This is a genomic window from Acidobacteriota bacterium (genome assembly GCA_034211275.1).
Classification (GTDB): Bacteria; Acidobacteriota; Thermoanaerobaculia; order Multivoradales; family JAHZIX01; genus JAGQSE01.
This window is the reverse complement of record JAXHTF010000204.1, coordinates 1-11,856: the sequence shown is the minus strand read 5'-3', so window position 1 is coordinate 11,856 and position 11,856 is coordinate 1. Positions and strand designations below refer to the sequence as shown.

Here is an 11,856-nt window from a genome sequence, read left to right as displayed (position 1 = left end):
CTCGGATCCCGCTCCCTCGCCACACTGGTAGGGGCCTTCGGGCCGCGGGGGATGAACCGGGCGGGAGTGGAATCGCCGAGCTCCACGAATTCGTTCATCTGGGGGGTACCACTCCAGATCCCCCTGTTGAATCTGTCCGATCCGGAGCCGGCTGGAAGCCGGCTTCTGGTTGCTGAGCGAAAGGCCGTCATTTCGGGGTGCTCGGGAGTCGGGTCCCCGGGATCATCCGAGGCGGTAGAATTCGCTCGGACCTTTTCACCATGAAGACCGCCTCCACAGAAAGCCAAGGGCTAAGCCAGCCCATCCTCCGTGCTCTGAGTCTCTTCCTCCTCATCGCTGCGGCTGTTTGGGTGTACTGGCCGGCGTTGGACTTCGGCACCGTCAACTTCGACGATCCCGACTACTTGGAAGACAACCCGGTGGTGCTTGAGGGGCTCACCGTCGAGGGGCTTGGATGGGCCTTTACCACCGGCCATGCCAGCAACTGGCATCCCCTGACCTGGCTGTCCCACATGCTCGACGTCGAGCTCTTCGGCACCGCTTGGGGAGCCCACCACGGGGTCAATGTGGCGCTGCATGTCGTGTCGACACTGCTCCTCTTCCTCTTCTGGTGGCGGGCGACGGGGGGATGGTGGCGGGCCGTGACGGTGGCAGCGTTGTTTGCGCTGCATCCGCTGCACGTCGAGTCGGTGGCCTGGCTGTCGGAACGCAAGGATGTGCTCAGCGGGCTGCTGGCGTGGTCGATGCTCCTCGCCTACCTGGGGTGGGCTCGGAAGCCTGGCGCTGGGCGCTACGCCCTGCTGCTGGGAGTCTTCGCCGCCGGCCTGATGGCCAAGCCCATGCTGGTGACCTTGCCCTGCGTGCTGCTCTTGCTCGATCTCTGGCCGCTGGGGCGTCTGTCTTTCGAGGAGGAAGAACGGCTGTCGCTTCGATTCGTAGCTGCCCGGGTGTGGCCCAGGGTGTGGGAGAAGCTGCCCCTCTTCGCTCTGGCGGCGGCATCGGCGGGGGTGACGGTGGTGGTGCAGCGGGCCGGCGGCACGGTGTCCACCCTGGGCAACGTGCCGTTCCTGGAACGCCTGGCCAACGCCCTGGTCACCTACGCCGCCTACCTCGGGCAAATGCTGTGGCCGGTGGATTTGGCGGCGCTCTATCCCCATCCCGGCATGCCCTCCGCGGGGGCGATTCTGCTCGCGGCATTGGTGCTGGGCGGGATCTCGGTCGGGGTGGCGTGGCGCTGGCGCAGCCAGCCCTTCTTGCTCACCGGCTGGCTTTGGTATCTGGGTATGTTGGTGCCGGTGGTGGGGTTGGTGCAGGTGGGGGGCCAGGCGCGAGCGGACCGCTACACCTACCTGCCGCTGGTGGGGGTCTTCGTGATGGTGGTCTGGTTTGTGGAGGTTGGGGGCGGCTCGCGGCTGCTGGGGCGTCTCGAGGGTTCCGGGCGAACGCTGGCGGAGCGGTCCACAGCGGTCGCGGTGCTCGTTCTTCTGGCCGCCTGCAGTCTCCAAGCCCGGCAGCAGGTCCTGGTGTGGCAGGACAGCGAAACCCTCTTTCGCCATGCCCTGGCGGTCACCGACGACAACTACCTGATGGCCAACTTCCTCGGCATCACCCTGATGGAAGACGGGGCGCTGGAGGAGGCCGAGGAGTCCCTGCGGCAGGCCGTGGAGATTCGCCCGAGCTTTGCCGAGGCGCACAACAACCTGGGGATCCTCGCCCAGCGCCGGGGAGATATGGCGCAGGCAGCGGAGCATTTCCGCACCGCCATCGGCTACGACCCGGAGCACGCCGACGCTCACAACAACCTGGCCAACGCTCTAGGGGATCTGGGCCGTCCCCAGGAAGCGCTGGCGCACTATCGTCGAGCTTTGGAGCTGGAGCCCGACAACGCTTCGGCGGAACACAACCTGGGGCTGACCCTGGCCCAGGCCGGTCGGCCGACGGAAGCGGTGGAGCATTTCCGGGCGGCGCTGCGCCTCGATCCGCAGTTGCTGGCGGCGCGGGGTGATCTGGCCAACGCCCTCTTCCAGCTAGGGCGGCTGCCGGAGGCGGTGGAGGAGTATCGCCAGGCCCTGTCGGCGCTGGCGGTTGCGGGAGCGAGCGAAGGGGAGGACGAGGCGGTGCGGGTGCGCGCCAACCTGGCCCAGGCGCTGGCGGCGGCGGGACGCTTCGACGAGGCACGGCAGGAGTACGGCCGCTTACTGGCCCTGCGGCCGCAGGATCCTCGGCCACGCTTTTATCTGGCGCTGGTAGAAGCCGCTAGCGGCAACGAGGCAGGTGTGCAAGAACAGCTGCGGTGGCTCGAACGATCAGCGCCGGAAATGGCGGCGGAGGTTCGCCGGCGTCTGGGGGCGGCCTTGGCGCCCAGCGGCGGAGAGTAGTCGGGAAGCCTCCGATTGCCGGCCAGAAGATGGTGGGCTGGCGCCCACCCTTCATCTCGGTGTCTCGGTGTCTCGGTGTCTCGGTGTCTCGGTGTCTCGGTGTCTCGGTGTCTCGGTGTCTTGGGGTTCGCGTAGGGTGGGCGCCAGCCCACCAGTCGCTCTCAGCCCGCCCGCAGCTCCTGATACGCCCCGGCGTCGATGAGGGAACGCTCGGCGAGGTCGCCCTCCACATCTTCAGCCCAGGCGCCGCCGGCGGCCTCCGGCCCCGCCACCAGGGTCAACAGCTCGGCGCCGAAGCCGGAGCCGTAGGAGAAGGCGGTGAGGCGCTTGCCCTCTTCCATGCCGTTGAGGGCGCGGGCCACGGAGGTCCACAGGCTGGCGGTGTAGGAATTGCCGCAGCGGCGGTTCCACTCCATGGACGGCTCGATCTTGCGTGCGTAGAGATCCCGAGCCTGTTCCTGGGACCAGCCGAAGACCTCGCCCAGATGATCCACTGCCTTGCGCACCATCTTGGGGAAGGGCACGTGGAAGCAGAGGGCTTCGAGGGCCTCCAAGGCCTGAGCGGGGTCTTCCTTTCCGACCCACGCCTGGAAGCAATGCTCGGCGGCGCGGCGATAGCAGTCTAGGCTCAGGGGGCCGTCCACCCGCGGGAAGCTCTCTCCCACCGGGCGCCAGAAGTCGAAGGCGGGCTCGCTCCACGGGTAGGAGACGGCCTCCAAGGCCGCCACCCGGGGCTCGTCCACCACCAGAGCCACGGCACCAGCACCCTGGGTGGGCTCGCCGGGATCCTCGGGGGCGTAGAGGGCGACGTCCGCCGCCACCACCAGCGCCGCCTGACCCCGGGCGGCGCCGGAGAGGCGCCATTCGGTGGCTTGTCGCAAGGCCAGGGTGCCGCCGTAGCAGGCGTGTTTGACCTCGTAGGAGCGCACCGCGCCGCTCAATCCCACGCCATCCGCCACCCAGGCGCTCAAGGGCCGGCTCATGTCCACCGCGGTTTCGGTGCCCACCGCCAGCAATCCGATGCGGCCGCGGTCTCCACCCCAGCGCTCCAGCGCCCGCTCCGCCGCCGCTACCGCCAGGTCGGCGACGCCGTAGTCCCGCGGGCACAGTGCCATCTCGCTGCAGCCCAGGCCGATGGTGTATTTGGCCACGTCCTCGCCGCGGAGCTGGGCCAGCTGGTCCATGGCGAGCCCCAGGCGCGGCAGCTTGAGGCCCAGGGCGGCGATGCCGGTGGCGGGAGGTTCGGAAGGGCGGTCAGCGGGTCGGCTCATGATCGGATCTCCTGAAACGGGTAGGCGGGTCCGTTTGGTCAGCGGCGTCCAGCAGCGGTGGAGGGGAGGAGAGGCGGTGGCGGCAGGGGCCGGCGCAGGAGGCCGAAGCCGGAGGTCGCCAGCAGCAGCTCGCGGCGATGAATGCGAGCGCCCCGCAGGTCCCGGACCGGCACCGGCAGCGGTAGCTCCAAGCGCTCACCGGAGACCGGATCGATGAGCTCGAGGCCCGCATCCCCTGCCAGCAGCAGCGGGAAGCGCTCGTCGCCGGTGACCAGCGCTCGGGCGATCCCTTCCCCCAGCGGTTCCCAGCGGCGCTCGGGGTGGCGCTGAATCCACAGCTCGTTGTCGGTGGCGGCGGTGAGGAAACCGCCGGCGGCCACCAGGCGGCGGGCGCCCGGAGGGACCGGTGCGGCGCTGCGCTGGTCCTCCTGAATTCGCAGTAGGCCATCGTCGCTGAGGATCCACCAGCGACCCCAGGCGTAGGCTGCCGAGCGTGGAGAGGCTCCATCGACGGAGATTTCTTCGAGCACCCCGCGGCGCCAGCGCCAGAGGCTTCCGGCGGTGCGAACCAGGAGATCGTTCCGGCCCATCACCAACTGCTCGATGCGCTGCTCACCCAAGGCGTCGAGGCGGTGCCAGGCGCCATCGTCGGTGGCGGGGCCGTCGGGCACTGCCTCCAGCGAGCGCACATACAAGCCCCCCTCGGTGGCGGCGAAGAGGTGGTCTTCGAGCATCGCCAGGTCGAGGACCGTGGGGACGGCGTCGTGGTCGTGGATGAAGTCGTCGCCGGAGCGGCGGTAGATCCCCGAGGCCGGACCGGCGAAGTTGACGGCAGCGAAGAGGCGGTGGTCGTCGCCGGCGAGGGCGGAGATGCGCAGATTGCTCATTCCCCGATTGGCCCGCCGCAGAGTGCGGCCGTCGTCGAAGGAGACCCACACTCCGGAACCCTCGGTGGCCACGTAGAGCGGGCCGCCGTCGCCTTTGCCCCGGGCCAGGGCGCTGATGGCCAGATCCTCGCGGGAGGTGCGGCGCCAGCTCTGGCCACCGTTCTCGCTGCGGTAGAGCCCGGCGACGGTGCCCGCCAGCAGGGCTCCATCGGGGAGCACCAGAAAGCTTTGGGTGCGCCGCTCGTCCATACCCTCCTGATGCCGCTGCCAGCGCCCACCGCGGTTTTCGCTGCGGTAGACCCAGCCGCAGGTGGCGGCCCAGATCTCCCCCGGCCGGCTGAGCACCGGCTGTAGGGTGAAGACGTCGGAGTCGAGGACCATGCCCTCGAAGATCTCCTTCCAGCTGGCGCCGCCGTCGTCGCTGCGATAGGCGCGGCGCCAGGTGCCGGCATAGATGGTGTCGGGATCGAAGGGGTCCACCAGGAGGCTGGAGGCGTTGACCAGCTGGGGCATGTCGGGGCTCAGGTACTGCCAGGAATGGCCGTCGTCCTCACTGCCCCAGACGCCGGAGGGCAACGCCGCCACCAGCTTCCCGGGCCGCCCCGGCACCAGCGCCAGGTCGTAGACCGCTTCCTGCGGCAAGCCCTCCCGGCGCACGGTCCAGGTGGTGCCCAGATCGTCGGAGTAGGCGACGAAGCCGTCGTTGCCCCACAATGCCCACAGCCCGGCCCACACTCGCCCCCGCTGATTGGGGTCGAAGGTCAGCGTGCCCAGGACCCAACCGGGAAACGGCACCGCCGCCCCGGCATCCTGCCAGCTCTCGCCGCCGTCGGTGGTGCGGTAGACCTGGCCGCCGGAGGTCCCGGCGATCACCGTCAGTCCATCCTGCGGATCCACCGCCAGGCTGCGCACATCGGCACCGTGGATGGAGACCGCCTGCCAGGTGTCGGCAGAGGTGGGCAGCGGGCTCAGGAAGAGTAGAGCGAGGGCGAACAGCAGCCAGACGCCGCTCGAGGCTCGTTTCGTGGGTTGTATTTCACAGCTCGACTTCACGCGCATCTCCCCGCCTCCCGTCGGGTCGGATCCAGACCGGGCCGGCAGGGCGATGATATCGCGGCCGGCACCGCCGCAGCGAAGCCGGATTCGGGAATCGGCCAGAGGCTGAATCAGAAGGTGGTACCCACTTGTTGATGGCTCGGATCACGGGGTGGCCGGAGGCGTGATCAGAAGGTGGTACCCAATTGTTGGTGGTGCCCCGCACCGTCCCAGCAAAGTCGGATTCGGGGGCCGACGGGAGGCTGTGCCTTGGGGTGGTACCCACTTGTCGATCGGTTGCGGGGACGTGCGCGTTAGATGGTAAGTCATTTCCCATCAGCAGCTTGGCGATTCCTTGGAGAGGCTCCTGCAGGGTGGTACCCACTTGTTGGTTGGCGGGCAGTCCGAGGGTGGTACCCACGTGTTGGTTAGTCGCCGTTGGGACCCGGAGAGCCAACTCTCCGGCAGTTTTCCCATGGGGAGATGAGGGTTTTGGGCCCCGCCGGTGAGTCTAGAGAAGAAGATCGGATACTCTGATGAGGACGGCGTTTGGATTCTGGCTTGTGACTGGGGAGGGCACCTCGAGGGAGAACGATTATCGAGCTCTACGACACCATCGGCGACGGGTACCGGCAGCTACGTCGGGCGGATCCGCGGATCGCTCGGCAGGTTCTTCAGGCTCTCGGCAACGCCCGGAGCGTGGTCAATGTCGGCGCCGGCGCTGGTTCCTATGAGCCGGAGGATCGCTCGGTGGTGGCGGTGGAGCCCTCGCTCGCCATGATCCAGCAGCGGCAGGAGAAGGCGGCTCCGGTGGTGCGGGCCTCGGCGGTGGCCTTGCCCTTCGCCGATCAGGCCTTCGACGCCTCCCTGGCCATCCTCACCCTCCACCACTGGCCCGACCTCCAACGGGGCCTCGCCGAGCTCCGCCGCGTCGCCCGCCGGCGGGTGGTGATCCTCACCTGGGATCCCCTGTCCTCGGGCTTCTGGTTGACCGATTATTTCCCCCGCATCCTCGCCATCGACCGCCGCATTTTCCCCACCCTCGAAGACCTTGAGCAGCGCCTCGGCCCCCTCGAGGTCCACGAGGTCCCCATCCCCCACGACTGCACCGACGGCTTCCTGGGAGCCTATTGGCGCCGCCCGGAAGCGTATTTCCGCGACGACGTCCGCAATGCCATCTCCACCTTCAGCCGCCTCCCCGAAACCGCCCCCGCCCTCACCCGTCTCCAACACGACCTAAGCTCCGGCTCCTGGCTCCGCCGCCACGGGGAAGTGCTGGAGCGGACGACGCTGGACTTGGGATATCGGTTGGTGGTGGCGGAGGTGGGGTAGGGGCGGAGGATTCACTGACTGATCTCTGGGCTCTGAGCCCTGGAATGGTCGGCTCGGCGGCGCCCGCCGAGCCTTTGGTCTGATCTTTGACCAGCGCGGTGAGTCGAAGGCCGAAGAGCTCGCCGGGACCTTCGAGAGCGGCGGCTGTGTCCGCAAGAGTGGACGCTTCTGACAACTTCGTTGTGGCTCCTACTGCGGCAGGGTGTCGATGGTGGCCTGCTCCATCGCCGATGCGGCCGGCCGTTCCAGGCTCTCTGGGCCTCGTGGCCTGTTAAGAAATTTCGTTGATTCTTTCTTTGGCGTGGCTTTTGCACTTTCTGCTCTTTACAAGTCACGGCGGAAAGGAGCCCACGATGTTTCAGCCTGATCACTTCGATGCAACCTGGAAACTGACTCGCTGCCGGAGGCGACGCTGGTCGCTGAATTCTCTACTCCTGATCGCCTGGCTGGTCTTCGCTGGAGCCTCGGCCGGGATTGTTCAGGCAGAGGGGCCGGAGCAGATCCCGGCGGACGAGCCGCTGGAGGCCTTTGGCGAGGTCATCGAGGTGCGCCTGGTGGAAGTCGAGGTGGTGGTTACCGGCGCTCGAGGCCGGCGAGTGCCGGGCCTGCGGGCGGAGGATTTCGAGCTCCTGGTGGACGGGGAGCCGCAGTCGGTGGACTACTTCAGCGAGGTCCGAGACAACCGGCAGGGGCAAAGAACGGAAGAGCCAGTCGAAGAATCAGAAGACGGGGCCGCGGCGCCGGGTGAGCCGGCGACCGGGGATGCCGTCCAGGAGCCGGTGCATAGCTGGCTGGTGTTCATCGACGACTACTTCACCCACCGGGCGTATCGTGGTCTGCTGCTGGAACGGCTGTTGAGGGATGTGGAAAGCCTGAACCCTGGAGACCGTATGGCGGTGGTTCGCTACGCGGGTTGGAAGCTCGAGGTGCTGACTCCTTGGACCAGCTCGAAGGCGCAGCTGCGTCGGGCGATCGAGGACGTTCAGGCTCTGGAACCTGGGGAGCAGAGGCGCCGCGCTCAGCTGGACGCCTGGACGAGCATCAATGACGAAGGTGCCGAGAGAGCGGAGCTCGAGTCCCGAGACTTGGCCAAGGTGGTCAACGCCGCCAGCGTCACGCTGCGCAGCTTTGCTCAGGCGGAAGGCCGCAAGCTCTTCGTTCTGATGACCAGCGGCTGGCCCTATGACCCTGGCCCCATCGCGGTCAGTGAGCCTATCGACCGCTCGTTTCTCGAACAGCTGCGCGCTGGCAATCTGGCTCGAATCCGCAGTGTGTCGGATGTCGCCAACTTGGTGGGCTACACCATCTACCCCTTGCATCTGGGGCTCGCACCGAGCCCTGTGAATGCTGCCAGCTCGGGTCCCAGTGGCGGCTCTTCCCTCGATTTCGGGACTCGGGCGAAGCGGGATTCGCTGAGCCTGCTGGCGGAGGAGACCGGAGGAGCGATGATGACCTACGCCGTCGCCAAGCCGACCCTGCCAGTGGAGTGGGTGCAGGAGGATACCCGTGCCTATTACGTGTTGGGCTTCAGTCCTCGCATCGTTCGCGACGGTGGGCGCCACGAGGTCGAGGTGCGGGTGCGAGGAAGAGGGTTGAAGACGCGCCACCGTAGCGGCTACCGGGATCTGACCCGGCAGGAGCAAGCCTCGCTAGCAACGGAGGCGGTGCTGCTTCAGGAAGGCTCCGTGGAGAACACGCTGGAGGTCTCCTTCGGCGAGGCGAGGAAGATCCGCCTCGGGTCTGCTCGGGTTCCCATGACAGTACGCATCCCCATGGATTGGGTCACGATGCTGCCAGTGAGCGGGGCTCCAGCGAACGGCGTCCACCACGCCAGCCTGCGGTTGCGGGTGGCGGTGGTGGACGACCGCGGCAACCAATCCGAGCTCGCCGTCGTGCCGGTGCGATTCCAAGGCGAGAAGCCGGAGCCCGGCGAGGTGGCGGTCTACGAGACCGAAGTAAAGCTTCGGCGCGAGAAGCACACCCTCGCCGTTTCTCTCGAGGACACCCTGAGCAACGAGATGCTCACCTCCAGGGTGGAGCTGGATCTCTGAGGGGTGAACGCTCTGGGGCGTTTCGGTTCAGCGGGAAGGCGGCACTCACTTCCTGATCCGTTGCCGGCTTTGCTTGACAGTTTTCCGAGATCGCTCACCCTGGAGGCATGAAACTAGTGACCACGAATGAGGCTCAAGAGCGTCTCGAAGAACTGCTAGATCTTGCCGCTGGCGGAGAGGAGATCCGGATCACTTTGGACGGCGCGCCGGTGGCGCGGCTGGTCGCGATTTCGGAGGTGCCGGAGAGGCGGCTGGGTGAGGATCGGGATCGAGTGGGGATTGCCCACGACTTCGACGTTGCGCAGTCTCAGGAGATTCTGAGTCTTTTCCTCGATGAGTAGCGCCGGGATCGATGGCGAAGCAAGAGAACGATTCGGGCCTCCGCCATTTTCTCGTTAGAATTGGGCAGTAAATCCCCAAACTCTAAGGAGAGCTATGGAGCTGGCCAGCGAGGCGTTCCTCATTGATCGCCTGATCGATTCTCACCGCAAGCGGCGCCGCGTGGTCTTTTTGCTGGGGGCTGGAGTCAGCCTGCCACCGGTGGATGGAGCGCCTGGGGTGCCCGGTGCCCCTGAGGTGGTGCGGCGGGTTCAGGCGCGTTTGCCGGGGGATGGATCGAATGGAATGAACGCCGCCGAGGCCCTGACCTATCAGCAGGCGCTGGGGCTCTACCGCCAGGCCCGGGGCCAGCGGGGGATCGACGAGCTGGTACGGGAGCTGGTGTTGGAGGCCTGCGTGGCCGAGGATTCCGAGTTGGTTGCCGCAGCGCGCTCGGGAGACCTCGACGCCTGTGGCAAACTCGAACGAGACACCGGTGCCTGGGGTTTGCCGCCGGGCCTCGAAGCTCTCGGCCGCCTACTCAGCGCCCATCCCGAAACTCTGGGCTCAGCGCTCCTCACCACCAATTTCGACCCTCTGGTGGGGGTGGCGGTTCGCAAGGCTGGAGGAATCAGCCGCTCCAGTGCTCTGTATGAAGATGGGCGCATCTCCTCCAACGAGGGTGATGGCTGTCACATTGTGCACGTCCACGGGCGCTGGGCTTGGCGCGGGTACACAGCCCACACGGTAGATCAGCTGACCAAGCCGCGGCCTCGGTTGCAGAGGGATCTGGAACGGTTTCTCGAAAACTCGGATCTGGTGGTGTTGGGCTACGGGGGCTGGGAGGATGTGTTCTCTCAGGTGACAGGCCAGCTGATCCTCGATCCTGTACAGGACACCGAGATTCTCTGGTGCTTCTACGAGTCGGATCCGACGGAGATCGAGCAACGCTACCCTTCTTTGCTTCAACGCCTCGCTCCCGGATTGGAGACGAGGGTGGTCGCCTACGGCGGCATCGACTGCAATGAGTTCTTGCCGGGGTTGGAGGAAGCACTCGGGACGCGTTCGGCAATGGCTGGCAAGAAGCCCCCGCGGATCCGTGAACTGCCTGCTACAGGGAGTGGCCAGGCTACTGCGCCGGTTCGCTCCTTGGAAGACGAAATGCGTTCTAGGGTAGTTTCTCTCGGAGTTGAGAGGAAGCTTTCGCCTTTCATAGCTGGCCCACCAATCACCGACGATGAACACTTCTTCGGCCGCTGGCAGGAACGCCTCGAGTTGGGGAAGGCCCTCGGCCTTTGCCAACCGGTTCAGATCATTGGCGAACGCCGGATGGGGAAGACTTCCATGCTCCATTGGGCTTTTCGTCATGCAGAGAACCTACTTCCGGGATGGCCTATTGCTTGGGTGGATGCGGGAGCAATGGTGCAGCCTTCACCTGTGGCTTTGGTGCAGTCCATTGCGGTGGCAGTAGGAGCAGAGAACAAAGTAGATGGTCTCTTGGATCAAGCATGCGGTAAGGATGTATCTACCAACTCATCGATTGCTGTTCAGGCTTTGAATCGACTATTGCCACTAGTTTTGTTGGTGGATGAAGCTTCTGCCCTAGCTGGGGCAGGCCAGCTTTTCGATCCAGGATTTCTGGGTGCTTTGCGAGCGCTGGGTCAGAGAAAGCAAATCGCCTGGGTCTCGACTTCGCCAGAAGATTTACGTTTGCTTTTTCGGCAAGACCACCTTAACTCGCCCTTTCTCAACGACTCGATTCACCTGATGATCGGGCAGCTGGAAATTGGGGCTGCGAAAGAGCTTTTGCAACAAGGTTTGGACTCGCCTATTTCTGACCTAGTTTTAAGTGGAGCTGGCCAGCTTCCTTATCCGCTTCAGCTGTGGGCAACTACTGTTTATCAGGGGGAAGCGGGGCGAGGAGACGGGGATTCTGTTCGGGACACTCTCGTGCCGGTTTTTGATAGCTGGTGGCGCTGGCGGAGCGCGGAGGAACGGGAGCTCTTAGTGGGCTGTGTCGAGGGCATCGGCCTGGTCGGTCTAGAGAGTGCTCCCCGGCGTGCTCTGCGGCGGCTGGTCCGGCGCGGGCTGGTGGTTGAGGAGGGAGAGCGCTTCACTCTGCCGGGAGCGGCCTGGCGGTCTTTTGTGCGGGAACGCCGCGATGAGTGAGCAGCGATCGAAGAAGCCCATCCCACCGGTGCCTGGGTTCTGGCGCTTGGGCTGGTTGCTCTTCATGCAGCCGCTGACGCTGCATAGGCTTTTCCAGGACTGGGGTTTGGAGAACGACCCGTCGATCTGGGAGCTGCGGGGGCGAATCCGTGAGAGGGATCCAATAGTCCTTGGGCTTCTACTTCGAGGGGCGGGCTGGCTTGGTCTCGTGATGCCAGTCGGTACTCTAGCGCTATCGGCTGGTTTGCAGGCTTTCGGTGTACCGATAGATTGGGGAGGCGTTGCTGTCGGCATTGCCTACGGCGTTGCTTTCGGCGTTGCTGGAGGCGTTGCTGGAGGCGTTGCTTTCGGCGTTGCTTTCGGCGTTGCTTTCGGCGTTGCTGTCGGCGTTGCTTTCGGCGTTGCTTTCGGCGTT

At 65.8% G+C, this 11,856-nt stretch carries 8 protein-coding genes; 5 read left to right on the top strand and 3 right to left on the bottom strand.

The features are described 5' to 3' along the window. The first annotated feature begins 260 nt into the window (after window positions 1-260). Window positions 261-2,378 carry a tetratricopeptide repeat protein gene (locus tag SX243_21720; GenBank protein MDY7095604.1) on the top strand — a complete coding sequence of 706 codons (2,118 nt, stop codon included), beginning with the start codon at window positions 261-263 and terminating at the stop codon, window positions 2,376-2,378. 161 nt (window positions 2,379-2,539) lie between these two features. Here SX243_21720 and SX243_21715 read toward each other — a convergent pair whose 3' ends face one another. Further along, window positions 2,540-3,649, bottom strand: a complete 1,110-nt coding sequence (locus SX243_21715) for a hydroxymethylglutaryl-CoA synthase (GenBank protein MDY7095603.1) — start codon at window positions 3,647-3,649, stop codon at window positions 2,540-2,542. A gap of 38 nt (window positions 3,650-3,687) precedes the next feature. Next, window positions 3,688-5,589, bottom strand: coding sequence for a hypothetical protein (locus tag SX243_21710; GenBank protein MDY7095602.1), 1,902 nt, complete (start codon window positions 5,587-5,589; stop codon window positions 3,688-3,690). Between the two features lie 579 nt (window positions 5,590-6,168). Here SX243_21710 and SX243_21705 point away from each other — a divergent pair. From SX243_21705 to SX243_21690, 4 genes are all read left to right on the top strand, one after another. After that, window positions 6,169-6,903, top strand: a complete 735-nt coding sequence (locus tag SX243_21705; protein MDY7095601.1) for a class I SAM-dependent methyltransferase — start codon at window positions 6,169-6,171, stop codon at window positions 6,901-6,903. A gap of 353 nt (window positions 6,904-7,256) precedes the next feature. Continuing rightward, window positions 7,257-8,954, top strand: a complete 1,698-nt coding sequence (locus tag SX243_21700) for a VWA domain-containing protein (protein MDY7095600.1) — start codon at window positions 7,257-7,259, stop codon at window positions 8,952-8,954. Window positions 8,955-9,061: 107 nt separating this feature from the next. Beyond that, on the top strand, window positions 9,062-9,295 hold the full coding sequence (locus SX243_21695; protein ID MDY7095599.1) for a type II toxin-antitoxin system prevent-host-death family antitoxin: 234 nt from the start codon (window positions 9,062-9,064) through the stop codon (window positions 9,293-9,295). 94 nt (window positions 9,296-9,389) lie between these two features. Further along, window positions 9,390-11,441 (top strand): SIR2 family protein, encoded by a 2,052-nt coding sequence (locus SX243_21690; protein MDY7095598.1) that lies wholly within the window; start codon window positions 9,390-9,392, stop codon window positions 11,439-11,441. Between the two features lie 232 nt (window positions 11,442-11,673). On the opposite strand, the gene SX243_21685 is transcribed toward SX243_21690, so the two are convergent. After that, a partial coding sequence (locus SX243_21685; protein MDY7095597.1) for a hypothetical protein occupies window positions 11,674-11,856 on the bottom strand: 183 nt, incomplete at its 5' end.